The organism is Psychrobacter sp. CR212 (assembly GCF_059693765.1).
In genome coordinates this window covers 85,921-106,038 of the sequence record NZ_JCATIF010000001.1, presented here as the reverse complement: position 1 = coordinate 106,038, position 20,118 = coordinate 85,921, and the positions used below count along the sequence as shown (strand labels likewise).

Genomic DNA, 20,118 nt, shown 5'->3' with positions numbered 1-20,118 from the left:
CCCTTATTATACGGTTATTGACTATTGTCGTTTTGATGGGCTTCTTATCTAGTAATAGAAGCATAACAACACACGATGACCATTAAAAAATTTATTGAATTTTGAGCCCTCCATGAATGACATGATTGTCTTAAACGATGTGACCAAAAGGTTTTTAAGCGACCGATCAATCAAAGACAAAGACGGCAAACCACATTGGTTTACTGCTGTTGAGCCTACATCTCTGACTATCAAACAAGGCGAGATTTTTGGTCTAATGGGCTATTCAGGCGCAGGTAAATCTACCTTGTTGCGCTTGATTAACATGCTTGAGCGTCCAGATTCAGGCCAAGTGGTGATAGACGGTACTGACTTGACCACGCTATCTGCCAGTGAACTGCGTATTGCTCGTCATAATATCGGTATGATTTTTCAGCAGTTCAATCTCATGTCTAATCAAACGGTTTTTGACAACGTAGCATTTAATTTAAAAGTGTCAGGCTATCCTAGCCGCGATATTCATAAACGCGTTATGGAATGTCTTGAGATTGTCGATTTAACTGATCGCGCTGGACATTATCCTGCGCAGCTATCCGGTGGGCAAAAGCAACGTGTCGGTATTGCCCGCGCGATTGCCCCGAGTCCAAAAGTATTGCTGGCCGATGAGCCAACCAGTGCGCTTGACCCTGCAACGACTCGCAGTTTGCTGACTTGTTTGCGCGATATTAATGAGCAACTTGGTGTGACCATCGTCATCGTAACCCATGAGATGAGCGTCATTCGCAGACTCTGTGATCGCGCAGCATTATTGCATCAAGGTCAGCTATTAGAAGTGGCCGATGTACGAGATGGTCTGATTCAGGCAACTACCCCGATTGGTAAAGGCTTAGTCGTTGAGGACTAATGAGGCAGGAGAAATAGATATGTTAACTGGTACTGAATTATCCGCCTCTATAGACAAGCTGCTTGCCCTACGCAAAGAGATTGTGAGCGCGTTTGTTGATACGTTCGTGATGCTTGGTATTTCAACCACGGTCGCCATCCTTATCGGTGGGCTCTTTGGCGTATTCTTGTTTTTGTCCAGTGACCGACAGTTTTTGCAAAACAAGACACTGTATGGCGTACTTGGCGCCATTACCAACTTTATGCGCGCCTTTCCTTTTGTGATTTTGATGATTGCGATGAGTCCGTTTACCAAAGCTATCGTCGGTACTGGTATCGGTCCGATTGCCGCCTCTCTCGTCCTTGCGATTGCAGGTTCGTTTTATTTTGCGCGTTTGGTTGAGCAAAATTTGCGTGAAGTACCGCGCGGTATTATTGAAGCAACTGAATCGATGGGCGCCAGACCTTTTACCATCATCAAAGTACTGCTCAATGAAGCGCGCTCAGGATTGGTACTCTCGGTCACTATTCTTTGTATCAGCTTACTCTCTTACTCAGCAGCGGCTGGTATGATCGGCGGTGGTGGTTTGGGTGATTTGGCCATTCGTTATGGCTATTATCGCTATCAGACCGAGGTGATGATTTTTATCGTGCTGGTGTTGTCAGTGATGGTGATATCGATTCAAGCGTCTGGCAACTGGCTCGCCAATCGTTTAGACAAACGTTAAACCGCTTTAGAGAATACTTGACATTACGAGCGACTAGGTTTATTTTTGGCAACACTCAACCCTTATCTCAGCTCTCACAAAAAAGCAGCATTACTATTTATAATGTTGCTTTTTTAATGTTTCGACGATAAACGTTTCACTCAATTTTATTCATTATTAAGGACATATTATGAAATTAACAGATATCAGCCGTCAGTTAGCCACCGCATTTGCCGCGGTTGGCGTATCAGGTTTGGTCTTAGTCGGTTGCAGCAACTCATCAGCGCCAGAAGCGAACCAAGAGCCTGTCACTGAAGGTGCCACCGCAGAAACGACTGCTAGCACTAGCGACATCGATCCTGAACACACCAAAATTGTTATCGGTACGACTGAAGGTGATTTTGCTGATATGGTTCGTAACCAAGTAAAAGGCACACTTGAAGCTCAGGGTTATGAGGTTGAGTTAGTTGCATTTACTGATTATGTTCGTCCCAACCTTGCCTTGGCAGAAGGCGACTTGGACATCAACATCTTCCAGCACAAGCCATATCTTGATACCTTCAAAAAAGAGAACAACCTTGATCTCGTTGAAGTATTCCAAGTGCCAACTGCACCACTTGGTATCTACTCAGGCAAAAAGTCTAGCCTAGATGAAGCATTCAAAGGCATGAGTGTTTCTGCACCGAACGATCCAAGTAACTTTGCTCGTGCGTTGGTCATGATGGACGATCTTGGCTGGATTAAACTAAAAGACGGTATCGACCCATTGACTGCATCAAAAGCTGACATCGCTGACAACAGCAAATACGATATCGATATCGTTGAGCTAGAAGCGGCTCAATTACCACGCGCGCGTGATGAAGTTGACTTTGCAGTAATCAACGGTAACTATGCAACTGACTCTGGCATCAAGCTGACTGAAGCATTGTTCCAAGAGCCAAGCTTTGCTTATGTGAACTGGTCAGCGATCAAATCTGCTGATGCTGGTAAGAAATGGGTTGAAGATGTCACCAACGCCTATAACTCAGAGGCTTTCAAAAAGTACGCGCATGAAACGTTCCCTGGCTACAAGTACCCAAAAATCTGGGGTTCTGACACTAGTGCAAGCACTGATACCGCAGCTAAAACTGACAGTACTGAAACGGTAGAAACAGAAGCCGCGGCTCAGTAAGACACTAAAATCATCAGTGCCCAGCTATACGGGTATTTCAATGATTATCGGCGCTCATCACTTAACCGTGGTGGGCGTTTTTTTAATGTCTTCGTTTTGCTGATCTTACCTCTTTTTAAGCTTCCTATCATCCTAACAGGTTATCGAGTTCACGTTACAGCCTGTTTGTCCTTTGTAGGGATGCGTCACACGCTCTTCCACTTTGCTCTAGTTTTTCTTATAGTAGACAAATTTGATTATTAGATGAGCTAAACAACTGCTAAGTTTTTCTACTAATATCAACTGTATTAAATGTTTTTTTTAAAACCATTTTTAACTCAAGACATACTATAAATTATAAATAAAATATAGTTGATCCAATTTAAGAGTGGTACAAGGCAACCGAGTGCAGATGTATACGTCATACTTCAAGCGAGGTTAACGCTGTAACGCTTTTTTAGTGGATTGACTATAAGGATAAAAATATGAGGACTAAAAACTATACTATTCGTACCGCAGGACAAGCAAATATTCCCGTTTTAGGACTGGGTACTTGGCAATCAACTGGTCAAGACTGCGTAGACGTGGTTAAAAAAGCCCTAGAAATGGGCTACGAGCATATCGATACCGCCCAAGCTTATGGCAACGAAAAAGAAGTGGGTGAAGGTATCAAGCAATCGGGCGTGGCGCGCGATAAATTCTTTTTGACGACCAAAATTTTTCCAGATGACATGAAATTTGAGCCAGAAAAGCTCAAAGCTGCAGCTAAAAAGTCTCTAGAAAATTTGGGCGTGGACTATGTCGATCTATTGCTACTACATTGGCCAGATGATCGTGTACCATTATCTGAGACCATCCCTGCCTTGTGTGAGCTGCAAAAGCAAGGGTTGACCCGCCATATCGGTGTGTCTAATTTTAATATTGATCACATCATCGAAGCCAAAAAATATGCGGATGTACCAATCGTTGTGAACCAAGTAGAATTCCATCCGTTCATCAAGCAAGATACCTTGCAGGCATTTTTGAATAACCATCATATTTTGCTAGAAGCTTACTCACCATTGGCACGTGGCGATGTATTTGATAACGATATCATCAAAGAGATTGCAAATAAGCATAACGTCACGCCAGCGCAGATTTCATTGGCATGGATCTTATCAGACAAACACCGCGTTGCCATCCCGAAAACGTCTAACCCTGATCACCTGCAAGGCAATTTAGACGCCATCAAAGTAGAGTTGAGTGCAGATGAATTAGAAAAAATCGGCAAGCTAGCCAGTTCTGATGGTCGTAAGATTGAGCATCCTGATTATAGCCCTGAATGGGATGACTAATCATTGATTGAATAGTCTCAACTCAAAAAAAGGCCACCGATAATCGATGGCCTTTTTATATGTCATCAATACTTATCATCATTACTGTTGCAGGGTTTCAGTCTCATGAATTCTTTCGGCAGGATTGTATTGCTCAGAAGAAGGCACTGCCCCGCTACGATTGTTTTCTTTCATTGATTTAGCGACTTCTGGTGGCATATAGTTTTCGTCATGCTTTGCCAATACTTCACCAGCGACAAAGGTATCGCCTTGCATCTTGCCTGTAGCCACCACACCTGAGTTTTCGGCAAATAAGTCTGGCAAAATACCTTGATAAGTCACAGGTACGGTTGATTGAAAGTCAGTAATCGCAAACTCAACATTCAATGGATTGTCTGCTGCACGCTGCACACTACCAGCCACCACCATACCACCAGCACGAATACGCTTGTCTTGAGGCGCCTCACCTTGAGCGATAGCGGTCGCATCAAAATAATAGTCGGTTTGCTGCCCGATAGCATAAATAACCAATATGACTGCTACAGCTGCACCTGCCAGCGTAAACATCACCCACGTCAGTTTTTTCCGACGAACTGCATTCATACCTCTACCTCGTTGATGAGTCTCTGTTTTAAATACAATTAGCCCATAAAACAGAAAATATTAAAGAAACGACGATTAGAAAAACGCTTGCAAGAAATATTGTCAAAAAATCTTTCTAATCGTAATCTTCTAATGATCATATGATAGCATTTTTCGGACAAATCAATAAGCCCTATAGCTACTCGCGAGGTCATATTTTTGTCAATAAAAGCATATAGTTTCTTATGCTAAAACCCTGATATTAATATATTTTCTCAGTCAGACTGCTTGGTGATCGGTGTGGATTTTTTGGTCGTGCGCTGTGCCTGACGTACTTGTTGAATCGTCAGCTGCTTGATAAGCGCTTGTCTTTGTCTGCGACTATAAATAATAAAGGCCAGCATCACACCGATGGTAATCGCCCAACATGACCATACAAAGACCCCATGCTTACCCATGGCGACAAACTCAGATATGCTATAAAAGTAAGGCTGCATAGTAGGTTCCTAGCCGTTATTTGTGTTGAGCACGAATGTATTCTTTGACCCACGCTTTGCCTTGGTCACGATGTAAGATCAGCGTATTGGTACGATAAATCGCCATGGTCGCAACCAACAAATAACTACCGATAATCATGAGCAACAGTGGCATCCACATGTCAGCTGACATCTTCGGTGCTTCGGTCAGACTAAAAGTGGCCCCTTGATGTAAGGTATTCCACCATTCTACGGAGTACTTGATAATCGGTAGATTCACCGCACCAACAATAGATAAAATAGCAGCCGCTTTACCACGATTGGCCGTGTGCTCAAAAGCAGCAAACAGCGCCATCACCCCTGCGTACAGAAACGCTAATATCAGCATTGAAGTAAGACGCGCATCCCATACCCAGTAGGTCCCCCATGTTGGCTTGGCCCAAATAGACCCTGTGAGCAAACTGATCACACAAAGCAAAAATCCCATCGGAGCCAATGCCTGCGCAACCAAACTGGCTGTCTTAATCTTCCACACCAAATAAATCACCCCCAAGACGGCAAGGGAGAAATAGATAGAGATAGCAAGACTGGCTGCGGGCACATGGATAAAAATAATACGGTAGCTATTGCCCTGCAAATAATCAGGCGGCGCAAAAGCAAGACCCCATACGCTACCAATGAGCAAACAGAGACTGGCTAATATCGCGAGCCACTTGACCCAAGGACTAAAAATCTGAAAGAACTGCTTGGTACCTACGGTGGTCAAGAAGCCCTGCCAAATGCGCTGCCATAGGCTAGGAGACGAGACGTTATTCAGGTTGGGCATGGGAATAAACCTATTACACAGCTTACTGGTCATGACCGATGTGGCCTACAAAAGCACACTATCAGCTCACCTGCTGGCGTTAAACACTGGATAGAATCTACAAAGAGCTGTTTACGTATTCAATTGACTATTATACCAAAATTGCCCGTTTTCAACACAATGATAATACATGGCGTTTAGATAACTGGATTTAGACGACTGGGTTTTTTAATATCTGGCAAATGTATTAATCAATTGAGCCATGACATTTTTAGGGTCAGCGCAATGACCCATGGCATCACTAGGACGGATATAATACTTCCTGCCAGCAATAGCGCCAAGATAGGTAAGCCATTCAGGCCAGTGGCAAATAAATCAACCGCGCCTGTAGCAAAAATTAATACTGGCAATTGCATCGGCAAAGCAATTAAAGGCACTAGCACCGCGCCATTCTTCAATGACAGCGTTAAGCTACTGGCGACTGCGGATAGCATCAAAAGCATCGGACTGCCTGTCACGATAGAGGCCATCAATATCCCCGCCTCAAACCAACTCAGCTGAAATAGCGGCACAGCAAGCAGACTAAGCAATGCCACAATACCACTGCTAAAAATCCAATGAATGACCAGTCTAATCAATACCCATAACGGTAGTGACGCGTTGGCGACGACCAATTGCGCAAGCGTACCGTTATCAAGTGCAGGCTTGAACAAGCCATCAACACCCATCACCAAGGAAAGCAATGCAGCAATCCACACGGCTGATACGCCAAGACGCTGCAAAAGCGCAGGCTCACTACCGACCGCTAGTGGAAACAAGGTGATAATCACTAAAAACAGTACCAATGGGTACAACCATTGTACCGCCCCTTGCTGCTTGACTTGCCATTCACGGCGCCACAACTGCATAAACCCAATACTGCGCGGCGTTGTGACAATAACATTTGATTTTTTATTCGCGGTTATGGTTGTGCTCACTTGCATTGGACTGTCTGTCATTATTCATCCTTTTACCGATACTGATGGTACTGATAGCAGTCACATTTAGACCATGTAATCTGACAAATCGAGCATTTGATTGGCGACACCTACTGCCTGATGACTGGTCATGAGTATCGAGCCGCCAGCCTGCGCAAAGTCGCATAACCGTGCTTCCATACGTGCCACCATATCGACATCTAGCGCGGTAAACGGCTCATCAAGTAACCACAGCGGTGTGACAGCTGGTGTCAATAAATACAATCTTGCCAGCGTGATGCGCCGTGTCTGACCAGCGGATAGATGACTCGAGCTGATCGTTTCAAACCCTTGTAGCCCAACCCAAGTGAGTGCATCGTCAATATCAGTAGCGCTAGGCGTGATGCCATATAAATTCAATAAAAATGTCAGGTTTTGTGCCACGGTTAGATTCGGATGGATACCCAACTGGTGCGAAACATATAACGGTTGAATAGGGAGACCTGATAGACCTTGATAAGAAATCTCACCTGTTAAAACCGGTAATAATCCTGCCAGCTGCATGAGCAACGTGGTCTTTCCGGTTCCATTTGCGCCAATCAGATGACAAATACTACCCGCTGACAAAGTTAGCGTCACCCCTTCACAGAGCGGTATCTCGCCGCGCTGAACCGTCATCTCATCAAGCGTTAGTACAGGCGTATCCAAAACCGTCATCAAAACCTCTGGTTATTTATCAAGGAGCAGTCAATATTCATCACAAACAAAGGTAATGTTCGTGGCATAATACCCTATGCTCACCGCAAACACACAGTATAACAAATTGTCGATTACTCTTACTTCAAAAAGTACGACCTCAAAATATGACTTCAAAACCTATGCAGACTTCACAAGATAGCCAAAATCAAATGCCAGATGCGGAGACTAATAGTGTCAATGTAGACACCAACTTGTCAAAAGCCCCATTAACCAGCCGCTTGACGATAGAGAGCTTGATTGACGCGCAAGTTGATTTTATGCAGCAGTGGTTGCACAAGCAGGCCGAGCCTTTATCGATGGAAGCTTGGCGCTGGTTTGGTGCTCAGCCCTTAAGCAACTACATCACCTGTGACCATTTACAGCATTTAATGAAAGACTGGCTGTTAAATCAGCCAATGACTGAGGTGATGCGTACAGATATCCGTGATATTTTGCATACCATTATCTATCATCCAGTCAATGACAACGTGCCTTTGTCTGAGCTGGTCGATGACACCCAAGTTGAGACCCTTGCTAACTATATTGGTAGCCATGAGCAGCAGCGTAACGTCCTCATTCATACGCTGGTGGGTAACGAAACCTTTGCGGATCTATTGACCCAAACGCTCTATCACGCTATCAATGATTTTATGGAGACCACGCTTGATAAAGCGGGCGGCGTTGGTAAACTGATGAAGCTTGGGCGCAGCTCGTTTGAGAAAGCGACCAATAGAAACCTCGATGAAAAACTACAAACGTACTTGCATCGCAATATCAAAGATTTGACGCGCAAAGCTGAGGCCAATGCACAAGAGCATTTGTCAAATGAAGAAGTGGCGCGTTTGCTCATCATGGGCTGGGATCGTATCAAAGACCAACCGATTAGCGAGCTACAAACTTACTTAAGCGATGAGCCTAATAACAGTAGTATCGACCATATCGAAGCGGGTATCCAGCAAAGCTACAACCGCCTGCGACTGTCACCCTATCTACACAGTTTGGTATCAGCGAGTATTGATACTTGGTATGCCAATCATCAATCCGATACGATAGCGACCATCGCTGCAAGTTTGCACATCGATGACGCAGCTATGGCGCAATGTAGTAGCGCTCTACTACCTATCGTATACGACGCCATTGAAACGCCTTGGTTAACGGCTCATATTCGTGACATGCTAGAAGCATTCTATGCACAGCCTGCTGTCAAAGAAAGTTTGACTCTCAATCACGATTAATCTATAACTTTTATTTGTTAGCATACTATTATGAGTCAACCCAATAAACTCAGCTTATGGCAAAAAATCAAACGATTATTGACGGCTTCCGCACCGCAGTCAGTAATCGATGGTATAAGCGAGCCAGTACAGTCATCACTTGCTGACAGCGATATTGATAATACTGCCTCTAAAACTGCAACCAAAGATGATACTATTCAAAGCAACGAGAAAGCGCAAGCAAATGCGTCTCACCTTAAAACTGACAACCCAAGTTCAGAACCACAAAATCATAGTGACACGCCCATTGTTGACTGTCTAAAGCAATACTTCAATGCCAAGCAATGGCACTATACGCACTATCGCCCCAAAACCGGCGACAGCCAGCAATCGCATCATTTATCCCTAAGAATGCGTCATAAAAAAATAGACTGTGGTTACCTGTTTCGTGTTCAGGAAAAAAATAAACTGTTAGCAATCTATGGCATTTTGCCATTTTTGATACCAGAGAGTCATCAGAGCGCCGCCCTACTACTCATCACTCAAATTAACTATGACATGCTGATTGGCAACCTAGAGATGGATGTCAATGATGGGGAAATACGCTACAAAAATGCGATCGATGTCGAAGCCGTCGGTATCAATGACGATATCATCGAACATATCTTACAAAGCGTCGTTGCGATGACCACGGTTGCAAGCAAGCTGTTTGGCGACTTGATTAATAATCAGGACCCTGCTGAAGATATGCAGACATTACTGGCAGAGCTGCGCCAACAGTCAGATGCGCGGACGTTTTTTTTGCCAACGCAGTTTGTTCAATAGCCAAATAATTTGATGACGCTCCGAACAACAAACACTTATGTCTATTTTTACTCATCAAAAAACCATCAACACTAAGCTAGAATTCTTATGCTAAAAATTGCCTACTCTGACGTCTTTCGCTACTCTGTGCCCGAAAAGCACCGCTTCCCCATGCAAAAATACATCTTGATTCCGGAGCGCTTATTGAGTGAGGGCACGATCAGTCAAGATAACTTCTTTGCCCCTGCCTGCTTAAGCGAAGAGGAGATTTTGACCACTCATACAGCAGAGTACTGGTATCAGCTCAAAACCCAAACGTTACCGCGAAAGGCGGCACGAGCGATTGGGTTTGAGATGACACCGCAGTTGGTGGAGCGCGGTCGCTATATCGCCCATGCAACTTATGAATGCGCGCTATATGCTCAGCAATATGGTGTGGCCATGAATGTTGCAGGCGGCACCCATCATTCTTTTGACGATCATGGCGAAGGGTTTTGTGTGTTCAATGATGTCTGTATCGCTAGCAACTTACTATTGAATCGCGGACAAGCGAAGAAAATTTTGATTGTGGATTTGGATGTTCATCAAGGCAATGGCAATGCCAGCATCATGAAGGGCGAGCCACGCGTTTTTGTCTTTAGCATGCATGGCGCCAAGAACTATCCGTTTCGCAAGCAGGTATCAGACCTAGATATTGAATTGGAAAACGATACTGGTGATGACGAATATTTAGAGATATTAAAAGACACACTGCCACGCTTGATTACTGAGGTTGCACCAGATATGATTTTTTATCAGTCTGCAGTCGATGTGCTGGCGACCGATAAACTGGGTAAACTTAGCTTAACGCAAGCAGGCTGCAAAGCTCGTGATGAATATGTGCTTGAGCAAGCAAAAGCCGCTAGCATTCCAGTTGCTATCGTCATGGGTGGGGGTTATTCTGAAAATATTGAAGATGTGGTCGAGGCGCACTGCAATACCTTTCGAGTGGCACAGCAGATCTTTTTTGATACCGCAGCGGATTAATGACTGGATAAGTAATAGGTATAAAAGAGCTGATATTAAAAAGCTGGTATAAGAGAGATGGCGAGGATGATATGGCAAAAATACTGATTGTGATTGGCATCGTGTTAGTGGTTGTCGGGGTCATTTGGCTGGTTTTTCCCAATGCCTTTTCGTGGTTCGGCAATCTGCCAGGCGATATTAAGCACACCTCAGGCAATACTCGGGTTTATTTTCCAGTGGTCACTATGGTAGTTATCAGTGTTATCGCGACCATCGTGTTAAATTTATTCAATCGTTAACCTGAAAAACACTCCCTATAGTCAACTTACTTTAAACCGAGTCAGTGCTACTGGGAGGTTGTTTGTGCCGCATCGAACGATAGCAGCACGCAAGCAAGATTTATACCAGTAGCCCGTAATAGTTGATGGTTTGATTCTGTTTATTACTGACCATACTACAAAAACGCCATCACGCCTTGCCAGCCCACGCGTATTCCAAGCACGACTAGAATCAATAAAATAAGCTGACGAAAACGCGCTTGTGGCAAATAACGACGTAGACGAATCCCGACTAAAAGCGTAACAATAGATATCACACTGAGCAAGGCAATCAGCTGCCACTCACCGCTACTCAATGCCATGATAGGCTCACGCAACACGATAATTTGTGCCACTTTGCCTAAGAAATAACACATGTTGCCGACTTTGGCGATGGTGTTTTTATCATCACTGGCAGAGAGCAGATACATCATCAGTATGGTCGACATCGCATTGGTTGAGCCGCCAATGACGCCTGCACCAAAACCAACAGCAATCAACATGGGCTTCGTATCTGGTAAGCGAATTTGTTTGCCGAGCAAGCTACTCACGACGTAAAAGGTAATCACAGCAGCCAACAACAAAAGGATATAAGCGCTATCGACCCATAGCAGTAGCTTCGCACCTAGAATACTGCCTAGCAAGCTGGTAAGCGCAAGCAGCCAATAGCGTCTGCCATAGTAGATAAAGTTTTGCCAAATGGTGCGCTCACCACCTACTAGCCAAGTCATGACATTAACCACTAGCGAGGGGAAAATCACCAATACAATGGCATATGGCAATGGGTACATGCTAGCAAGCGCGGTAGTCGTGACGAGCGTCGCGCCAAGTCCGCTAATACCGTGTAGCAGCGATGCCAGCGCAAAAATGAGCGTAAGCACTAGCATCTGAGTGCTATCGTCACCAGCTATATTGGTCATATTGTTTATACCATTTGAGGCTCAGCGCCTATATTTATACCACTAGCTGTTTTGACGTTGAGCGATTATTTCACCAATAATACTGGCTAACTGCTCAGCGATCTTGTCTTTGCTGGCTTTGTCTAACGTTATCGCATCACGCTCATAGCGCTCAGAGAAAAATACCTGCATGGCATTATCGTCACTAGCAAAACCAATATCTGCCCGTGAGACATCGTTACAGGCAATCATATCTAGCGCTTTTGCAGCTAGCTTACCACGCGCATAACGCTCGACATCCTGTGTTTCTGCGGCAAAACCAACGACAAACAGTTCTGGATGAGCAAGAGAAATCGTCGCTAAAATATCAGGGTTTTTAACCAAGCTGAGATTCATAGCATCTTGTGTCTTTTTAATTTTTTGCGGTGCGGCTTCTTCAGTACGATAATCTGCTACTGCGGCGGTCGCGATAAAGATATCTGCCTTTACGAATTGGTGTTCAGTATAAGCCTGCGGTAGTTCATGCTCATCACCGCAACCACAATCGCCATGATGGTCATGGGTGTGAGAATGATTATGTTCATGTGCGTGCTCATGAGAATGGTCATGCTCATCTTCAAGATCCAATTGAAGCTCGCTATGCGTTCCATCCACACATTGCTGGGCAGCGATTAGCATATCTTTAGCAGACAGTACATCAATTCGTGTGACATTAAGCGGCGTGGGCAATGCCACTTTACCACCAGCGATTAGGATCACCTCTGCGCCAGCCGCCACACAAGCGCGCGCTAAAGCAAAGCCCATTTTTCCTGAAGAATGATTGGACAAATAGCGCACAGGATCGATTGCTTCTACTGTAGGTCCTGCGGTAATGACCACTCTTTTGCCTGCTAATAATTGCGGCGTCGTGTTCATTGCTTTGAACAAGAGCACCTCATCTAATAATTGCTCAGGCTCAGGCAGCCGCCCTGCACCCACGTCACCACACGCTTGCTCACCGCTAGCTGGCTGGATAATCTGATAGTTCATATCACGCAGGGTTTGTACATTCAGATTTACCGCAGGATGCGCCCACATCTGCTGATTCATCGCAGGAGCGATAATGACTGGTGCGGTTGTGGCAAGGCACACTGTGGTCAACAAATCATCAGCCATTCCCATAGCCAGACGTGCGAGCGTATTGGCGGACGCAGGGGCAATGACAATTAAGTCCGCCCATTTAGCCAGCTCAATGTGCCCCATCCCCGCTTCTGCCTGCTCATCGAGTAATGAGACATGCACCTCGTTACCCGTCAACGCTTGCAGAGTCAGCGGTGTGATAAATGCTTGTGCGCCTGTCGTCATAATGACGCGCACATCAAAGCCTGCCTTAATCAACAGGCGGGCAAATATAGCAGATTTATAAGCGGCGATACCGCCAGTAATAGCAAGCACAATATTGGACATAAGCGTGGCATCAATAAAAAAGTGAAAAGATAAAATTGCGCTTATAGTAACAACTATGAGATAAATTGGGTAAAATTTTCCGTATTTAACTCAGATAACAATTAGCAATTTATTCTTAAGGAGTGGCAATGGCGATTAAAGACTGGCATGAGGATGACAGACCACGCGAAAAATTATTGAAATTCGGTGCCGCTCACTTATCTGATGCGGAGATACTGGCCATATTTTTACGTACGGGTACGCAGTCACAGTCAGCGATTGAGCTCGCGCGTCATTTGATCGATCAGTTTGGCAGCCTAGCTGAGCTGCTTGCCGCACCGCAAAAAACCGTTCTTGCTTGTCATGGGATCGGTCCCGCCAAGTACGCTCAGATATTGGCATCGCTCGAGATGGGCACACGTTATCTGAATAGTAAGCTAAAAACGGGGCAAGCACTTGGGCGCTCGCAAATGGTCAAAGACTACATCAGCACCCAGTTACGCGGTGAGCATCGTGAAGTATTTGCTGTCCTCTGTCTGGACAATGCGTTGAACCTGTTAAACTTTGAGATACTGTTCACAGGCGGCATCTCATCGTGTTCCGTCTGTATCAAGCATGTACTCCGGCACGCACTAAGCCACGCGGCTAGCCAGCTCATTATTGCGCATAACCATCCTCATACCGATGCCAAGCCCTCAGCTGCTGACAATCTACTGACCTATGAGCTAAAAAAAGCGTGTGACCTACTAGATATCTCACTGGTCGATCACATCATCGTTGGACGTAACAATACCTTATCTTATGCCGAAAGCAATCTGATACCTTTTGGTTAGTTCATGACACTGACCACTCAACTGGTCAGCAAATTTGAGCTACTTGGCAAACCCTACTCATTAGAGTCTATTGGGTATGATACCTGATACATATTATCGACACAGCGTAGCACTTTGGCTATTGATAGTCATCAACATCTATTTCATATTAGTAGCTTGTTCTATGGCAGCTGACGCAGTGCGCTTTTGTTTTAGCCGTATACAGTACAAGAGTCTGCTAGCAGCATCAAGGTTATTTATGCTGCCAACTATTATATGGATAGAACTGTTTGTTATAAAACACAACAATAATCATAACGGTTCATATCTTTTTATTTTCTTATATTTCACACTTTTTATTTAATATCCCACAGGAGATAGTCATGGCAATTGGCTTGTTTATTTTGGCAGTCATCATTCAATTAGCTGTGGTCTTGGCCATCTTTTTGCTGTCCTTATCACGAGTCACGGGCAGTATTGTTGCCCTGATCACCGTCATTGTCACTGCCATTATCAGTCCATGGTCGCTCCTCTTAGGGGTGCCCATCGCGCTGCTTTGCTTGGTTTTACTCATCACTCCACTGCGCCAATCACTCATTACCAAACCTGTCTATAAGGCTTTGGGTGGTGCAATGCCGAGTATGAGTGATACGGAGCGTGAAGCACTGGATGCTGGTACCAGTTGGTGGGAAAAAGAGCTGTTTATGGGAGCGCCAAATTGGGAGGCTTTTGCCAATTACCCTTATCCAAAGCTGTCAGAGGAAGAGCAAAGCTTCATTGATAACGAAGTAGAAACGTTATGCGCCATGCTCGATGAATGGCAAATTCAGCATAAAGATAAAGAGCTGTCACCTGAAGCGTGGCAATTTATCAAAAGTAATGGTTTTTTAGGTTTAATTATTCCAAAAGAGTTTGGTGGTTTAGAATTTAGCTCTTATGCGCAAAGCCGCGTGATGAGTAAAATCGCGTCGCGCTCACCGACTGCGGCAGTGACCTGTATGGTACCCAATTCGCTCGGTCCTGGTGAGCTACTAATGCACTATGGCACGGACGAGCAAAAACAGCGCTGGCTACCGGGTCTCGCCAAAGGTGATGAAGTACCTTGTTTCGGCTTGACTGGACCTGAGGCAGGCTCTGATGCAGGTGCGATCCCTGATACAGGCGTCGTCTGTTATGGCACGCATGAGGGCAAGCAGGTACTTGGTCTGCGTATGAACTTCTCCAAACGCTGGATTACATTAGCACCTATCGCTACTGTCGTGGGTTTGGCTTTTAAGATGCATGATCCTGAAGGGCTGCTTGGAGATCCCAACAAAACCGATTATGGTATCACCTGTGCACTGATCCCTGCCAATCATGAAGGCGTTATCACGGGCCCACGTCATAACCCAATTGGCTCGCCATTTATGAATGGTACGGTCGATGGCAAAGATGTTTTTATCCCCTTAGATTACATCATTGGTGGTGTCGAAAACGCTGGTCGCGGCTGGCGTATGCTGATGGAGTGCTTGGGCGTGGGTCGTGGTATCTCCTTGCCTGCTCTATCGACCTCAGCCAGTGAAATGACCTATCTGTCTGTCGGTGCATTTGCAAAAGTTCGCGAACAGTTCAAAATATCAGTCGGTAAATTTGAAGGCGTACAGGACGCCACCAGCCGCATGGCAAGTAACACTTATATGTTAGAAGCGTTCCGTCATTTGGTGACTTGCGGGTTAAACCAAGGTGGTACGCCATCAGTCATGACTGCAATGGCAAAATATTATGCGACCGAAACCATGCGTAGTGTGGTCAATGATGGTATGGATGTCGTTGGTGGTCGTGCCGTACAGATGGGCCCACGTAACTTCTTAGCGATACCTTATCAAGCGATTCCTGTATCTATCACTGTTGAGGGTGCCAATATTTTGACCCGCTCGCTGATGATTTTTGGTCAAGGCGCGATGCGTTGTCATCCTTATCTATTCGATGAGCTGCAACTGCTACAGAGTGAGGATAAAAAAGCAGCGACTGAAAAATTCGACACGCTGTTCTTCAAACATTTAGGCTATACCTTCAACCGCGGGGCAAAAGCCTTTATCGCAGGTTACGTCGGTGATAGTGATAATGCGCCACGTTTTGCTGATGCCTTTACTCGTCCTTATTACAAGCATATCAACCGCCTAAGCGCAAGCTTTGCCCTAACTGCGGATATGGCGTTAGGACTGTTAGCAGGGGATCTAAAACGTAAAGAGATGCTGTCTGGTCGCTTAGCGGATATTCATAGCCACTTATTTATCGCGACGGCTATTTTGCAATTTTATGAGCATGGTAGTAAATCCGAAGCTGAGCGTTTACATGCCAAAGTAGCACTCCAAAACAGCTTATACACGATTCAAGAAGCTTTTGTATCCTTCTTTGCTAACTTCCCTAATCGTATGGCCGCCAATGTGGTGAGCTTCGTGACTTTCCCAAGTGGACGTATCTTTACGCCAGCAAGCGATGAGCTAAAACGTCAGCTGGGTGATACCTTTATGGATGATTTTGCTGCCAACCCATTCCGCGATTATCTCAAAACCATGGTTTATTACAATACCGACCCAGATGATGTGACAGGCCGTATGGAGCATGCTTATCAGACCTTGGTTGAGATCGAACCACTGTGGCAGAAGTTTAAAAAGGCAGAACATCAGGACAGCTTTGAAGGCCTAACCTTCGAAGACCATGTGGTACATGCGAGCCAAAACGGCGGTATTACTGAAGAAGAGGCAGAAGTGCTGATTCAATACAATGCCATGCGCTTTGATTCATTATTGACCGATGTATTTGATAAGCATCTATCAGAAGCTCAAGAGCGCGATAATCCACATACGCTCGAAAACGCTGTCAATCAACTAACAAATTATGCAGCGCTAAAAAAAGAAGTAAAAAACAAAAGCAGCGTATCGACTGACGGAGAGATGCCAGTCACGCATGAGTTAAATGATACGACAAATACAGAACCACACACTGGTGATGCCAATCCTAATCACGGCTATGAGAGCGATGGTGATGTAGAAATGGTCAGCGAGCAAGATACTGTGAAAGAAATCAAGTCACAGGCGAACTTTGAGAAATCAAATCCTGAAGCCGAAGCGCTTGATCATCGCTACCGTGATGCAGAGTCTCACCTCAATGAGCGTATGAGCAACAACCACAGTCGCCACATTGCTCCACCTGATGAGGTCGACGAAAGCGCAAGTGACAAACACCTCCAAACCTTAGATGATCAGACGCATCTGCCGCGCGAACGTGAAGAAGATGATAAGGTATAACTAAAAGGTCAATGCAAACGCGTAAACTCATGAGTATCGTGATTATTCATGACGATAAATATAAAACTTCAAAAGCCAGACTGTCCACACGCGACAGTTTGGTTTTTTTTGGAGTTGCCAAAATGTAAACGTATTTTATGACATCAAAGTGATAACACTGGTTTAATATCAATAGTTTGATATATCCATTTACCCTAAAAACTCTTTCATGAATATATTGTTTCATATCAGAAACAAACCGTTTACAATAAATCATCACTATTTTATGGGCACATAGTTGTGACAGGGATTGTTCTCTTGGAATAAAATGATAAAAAAAATCTTGCAGTGCCCTTAACTATTCTTTTATATTGTCCTCGAAAATGTGACATCAAGCGACAATCACAAGAACTTAATAGTCATAACACGCATTATAGTTAGATTGGCAAACACGGTCACATAGATTTGGGTGACGCTGACTATAGCGCTGTTATGCACACAAAGGATATGGATATGTGGAAAAATATGGGACTGACAGGCAAGATTATCGTTGCCATGGTGCTCGGTATCATACTGGGTCTATTTTTAAACTACTCAGGATTGAATGGCGAAGGCAGCTTCGTTAATACTTACATCACAAATGGTGTCTTTGCTATTATCGGCAAGCTATTTGTTAACTCGCTAAAAATGTTGGTCGTACCTTTAGTACTTATCTCACTGATTTGCGGTGTGTGTGGCATTGGTGATATCCGTCTGCTAGGACGTATTGGTACCAAAACATTTATGATCTATATGATGACAACCGCGCTTGCTATTGCAACGGCGATTGGATTGGGTGTGCTATTTGGTATCGGTAAAGGCATGAATATCGAATCTGAAGCCACGTTTGAAGCCGCATCAGCGCCGCCACTGCTCGATGTGTTCTCAAACATTATCCCATCAAATCCCATCAGTGCGATGGCAAATGGCGACATGCTATCGATTATTTTCTTTGCCATTCTAATCGGTATCAGTATTTTGATGGTGGGTAAACCTGCCAAAGGCTTGGTTCAAAGTCTAGAGCTTATCAATGAAGTCATCTTGAAGATGGTGACCATCATTATGAACCTAGCCCCTTATGGTGTATTTGCGCTGTTAGCCAAGGCGATGTCTGAGCTAGGCTTTGAGTTAATTTTGTCACTGCTAAGCTATATGGCAGTATTGGTTGGGTCTTTGGCCTTCCATTTCTTCATTACTATGATGATTGTACTAAAAGTCTCTTCAGGTCTATCTATCAAGACCTTTTTGGCAAAAATGCGCGAAGTACAAATCTTTGCGTTTAGTACGTCAAGCTCAAACGCGACCATTCCTATTACCTTGCGTACCGTTACCAAACGTATGGGTGTGAATAACTCAGTGGCTTCGTTTACCGTTCCTTTTGGTGCCACCATCAATATGGATGGTACAGCCATCATGCAAGGGACAGCGACCATCTTTATTGCCAATATTTATGGTATTGATTTGGGCGTGACCGAATATCTAACCGTTATCTTGATGTCAGTACTGGCCTCTGTCGGTACGGCTGGTGTCCCTGGTGTCGGCTTGATCATGCTGTCTATGGTATTTGCTCAAGTTGGCTTACCAATCGAAGGTATTGGTCTGATCCTAGGTGTGGATCGTATCCTAGACATGCTACGTACTGCTGTCAACGTCGGTGGTGATGCAGCAGTGACCGCTATCGTGGCAAAATCAGAAGGCAAAATGGATCTGGCGCTATACAACGATCCTAACGCTGGTGCTAAAGACGTGTTTGACGGTCATATCGATGAAGACAACGAGCGTGAGTTCTCTAAAGTCATGAATGATGGCATCATGGGTAGTGAGTACGATGACGTTGATCGTCGCCACTAATCACCTCTGCTAGATAGACCTTTATAAAATAAAAAACCTCAGTCACATTGGCTGAGGTTTTTTTGTGGTAGATCATGAGTGTGGTTACTCTCATTAGCCAAAAACGTATTTGGTCAACATTGCCAAACACACCAGTACAATCATCGGACGAATCAGCTTACTACCGCCTTTGACAACCATATGTGAACCAAAATAGGCACCGATGGTTTGTCCCACCATCATTGCCAAGCCCACTTTCCACAACACATTGCCACCCAAGATAAAGAATATCAATGAGCCAATATTGGTCGATAGGTTCAACACTTTTGCGGTGCCTGTCGCTTCAATAATCTGACGACCACGCAATGCCACATTACCCAGCGCAAAAAACATCCCTGTGCCGGGTCCAATATACCCATCATAAAAACCAATCAGAGGTGCTACTCCTTTTTGCCACTTACCCTCTGATATGCGGGGAGCGGCCTCTACCTCACCAAGCCTAGGGGCAAATAAGGTATAAATACCGATAGCGGCAATCAAAAAAGGAATCAGTTTTTCGAGCAAATCTGGCGGCGACATCTGCACCGCAATGGTACCCAAGACTGATCCGATAAACGCGGCAATAATAGCCACTTTAATACGCTGCGGTTTGACGACGCCCTTTTTTATCATAGTAATGGATGCGGCCAATGCGCCAGAAGCAGCTTGTAGCTTATTGGTGCCGAGCGTGAGCACTGGTGGAATATTGGCCAATAGCATGGCAGGTATGGTCAACAGACCGCCGCCGCCAGCAATCGCATCAATAAATCCTGCCAATGCTGCGACAGCCGTAAGCATCAAAATAATCTCTAGTGAGAAGGTTAAGTCCATAATGCTGACCTACAAAATATGGTGATAAGAGAAAAGGAAGCCTCAG

19 protein-coding genes are annotated in these 20,118 nt (G+C 44.8%); 11 read left to right on the top strand and 8 right to left on the bottom strand.

Annotation, left to right across the window (positions count from 1 at the left end; all coding sequences use genetic code 11):
* Window positions 1-112: 112 nt before the first annotated feature.
* From AC58CZ_RS00415 to AC58CZ_RS00400, 4 genes are all read left to right on the top strand, one after another.
* A complete protein-coding gene (locus AC58CZ_RS00415; RefSeq protein WP_178379262.1) occupies window positions 113-883 on the top strand; it encodes a methionine ABC transporter ATP-binding protein in 771 nt (256 codons plus the stop codon).
* Window positions 884-902: 19 nt separating this feature from the next.
* A complete protein-coding gene (locus tag AC58CZ_RS00410) occupies window positions 903-1,589 on the top strand; it encodes a methionine ABC transporter permease (protein ID WP_427618336.1) in 687 nt (228 codons plus the stop codon).
* A gap of 169 nt (window positions 1,590-1,758) precedes the next feature.
* Window positions 1,759-2,739 carry a MetQ/NlpA family ABC transporter substrate-binding protein gene (locus tag AC58CZ_RS00405; RefSeq protein WP_071002981.1) on the top strand — a complete coding sequence of 327 codons (981 nt, stop codon included), beginning with the start codon at window positions 1,759-1,761 and terminating at the stop codon, window positions 2,737-2,739.
* 464 nt (window positions 2,740-3,203) lie between these two features.
* Complete coding sequence (locus tag AC58CZ_RS00400; RefSeq protein ID WP_186473639.1) at window positions 3,204-4,052, top strand: aldo/keto reductase; 849 nt, start codon at window positions 3,204-3,206, stop codon at window positions 4,050-4,052.
* A gap of 81 nt (window positions 4,053-4,133) precedes the next feature.
* On the opposite strand, the gene ccmE is transcribed toward AC58CZ_RS00400, so the two are convergent.
* The 5 genes from ccmE to ccmA form a co-directional block, all read right to left on the bottom strand.
* Window positions 4,134-4,634, bottom strand: coding sequence for a cytochrome c maturation protein CcmE (gene ccmE / locus AC58CZ_RS00395; RefSeq protein WP_186473638.1), 501 nt, complete (start codon window positions 4,632-4,634; stop codon window positions 4,134-4,136).
* Window positions 4,635-4,888: 254 nt separating this feature from the next.
* Window positions 4,889-5,110, bottom strand: a complete 222-nt coding sequence (gene ccmD, locus AC58CZ_RS00390; protein ID WP_186473637.1) for a heme exporter protein CcmD — start codon at window positions 5,108-5,110, stop codon at window positions 4,889-4,891.
* A gap of 16 nt (window positions 5,111-5,126) precedes the next feature.
* Entirely contained in the window at window positions 5,127-5,915 is a 789-nt protein-coding gene (locus tag AC58CZ_RS00385) for a heme ABC transporter permease (protein WP_058025463.1), read from the bottom strand.
* Between the two features lie 230 nt (window positions 5,916-6,145).
* Window positions 6,146-6,802: a heme exporter protein CcmB gene (locus AC58CZ_RS00380; protein ID WP_186475475.1), complete on the bottom strand. Its 657-nt coding sequence runs from the start codon at window positions 6,800-6,802 to the stop codon at window positions 6,146-6,148.
* Window positions 6,803-6,937: 135 nt separating this feature from the next.
* On the bottom strand, window positions 6,938-7,567 hold the full coding sequence (gene ccmA, locus AC58CZ_RS00375; RefSeq protein ID WP_427618329.1) for a heme ABC exporter ATP-binding protein CcmA: 630 nt from the start codon (window positions 7,565-7,567) through the stop codon (window positions 6,938-6,940).
* A gap of 146 nt (window positions 7,568-7,713) precedes the next feature.
* Here ccmA and AC58CZ_RS00370 point away from each other — a divergent pair, with 146 nt between their 5' ends.
* The 4 genes from AC58CZ_RS00370 (at window position 7,714) to AC58CZ_RS00355 (ending at window position 10,910) form a co-directional block, all read left to right on the top strand.
* Window positions 7,714-8,823: a hypothetical protein gene (locus AC58CZ_RS00370; protein WP_494223686.1), complete on the top strand. Its 1,110-nt coding sequence runs from the start codon at window positions 7,714-7,716 to the stop codon at window positions 8,821-8,823.
* A gap of 30 nt (window positions 8,824-8,853) precedes the next feature.
* Window positions 8,854-9,627: a YbjN domain-containing protein gene (locus AC58CZ_RS00365; RefSeq protein WP_494223687.1), complete on the top strand. Its 774-nt coding sequence runs from the start codon at window positions 8,854-8,856 to the stop codon at window positions 9,625-9,627.
* Between the two features lie 87 nt (window positions 9,628-9,714).
* Window positions 9,715-10,632, top strand: a complete 918-nt coding sequence (locus AC58CZ_RS00360) for a histone deacetylase family protein (protein ID WP_494223688.1) — start codon at window positions 9,715-9,717, stop codon at window positions 10,630-10,632.
* 71 nt (window positions 10,633-10,703) lie between these two features.
* Complete coding sequence (locus AC58CZ_RS00355) at window positions 10,704-10,910, top strand: DUF2905 domain-containing protein (protein ID WP_071002974.1); 207 nt, start codon at window positions 10,704-10,706, stop codon at window positions 10,908-10,910.
* A 155-nt stretch (window positions 10,911-11,065) separates the two neighbouring features.
* Here AC58CZ_RS00355 and AC58CZ_RS00350 read toward each other — a convergent pair whose 3' ends face one another.
* Together AC58CZ_RS00350 and coaBC are read right to left on the bottom strand one after the other, a co-directional pair.
* Window positions 11,066-11,848, bottom strand: coding sequence for a TSUP family transporter (locus AC58CZ_RS00350; protein ID WP_494223689.1), 783 nt, complete (start codon window positions 11,846-11,848; stop codon window positions 11,066-11,068).
* Between the two features lie 42 nt (window positions 11,849-11,890).
* The gene (gene coaBC, locus AC58CZ_RS00345; RefSeq protein ID WP_494223690.1) at window positions 11,891-13,273 is read right to left on the bottom strand and encodes a bifunctional phosphopantothenoylcysteine decarboxylase/phosphopantothenate--cysteine ligase CoaBC; all 1,383 of its coding nucleotides are present in this window, start codon (window positions 13,271-13,273) and stop codon (window positions 11,891-11,893) included.
* 128 nt (window positions 13,274-13,401) lie between these two features.
* On the opposite strand from coaBC, the gene radC reads away from it, so the two are divergent.
* The 3 genes from radC (at window position 13,402) to AC58CZ_RS00330 (ending at window position 19,223) form a co-directional block, all read left to right on the top strand.
* Window positions 13,402-14,085, top strand: coding sequence for a RadC family protein (radC, locus tag AC58CZ_RS00340; RefSeq protein ID WP_494223691.1), 684 nt, complete (start codon window positions 13,402-13,404; stop codon window positions 14,083-14,085).
* 362 nt (window positions 14,086-14,447) lie between these two features.
* On the top strand, window positions 14,448-17,354 hold the full coding sequence (locus AC58CZ_RS00335) for an acyl-CoA dehydrogenase (protein ID WP_494223692.1): 2,907 nt from the start codon (window positions 14,448-14,450) through the stop codon (window positions 17,352-17,354).
* Between the two features lie 492 nt (window positions 17,355-17,846).
* Window positions 17,847-19,223, top strand: a complete 1,377-nt coding sequence (locus tag AC58CZ_RS00330) for a cation:dicarboxylate symporter family transporter (protein ID WP_494223693.1) — start codon at window positions 17,847-17,849, stop codon at window positions 19,221-19,223.
* A gap of 93 nt (window positions 19,224-19,316) precedes the next feature.
* On the opposite strand, the gene AC58CZ_RS00325 is transcribed toward AC58CZ_RS00330, so the two are convergent.
* Window positions 19,317-20,072, bottom strand: coding sequence for a TSUP family transporter (locus tag AC58CZ_RS00325; protein ID WP_238038848.1), 756 nt, complete (start codon window positions 20,070-20,072; stop codon window positions 19,317-19,319).
* Window positions 20,073-20,118 lie beyond the last annotated feature (46 nt).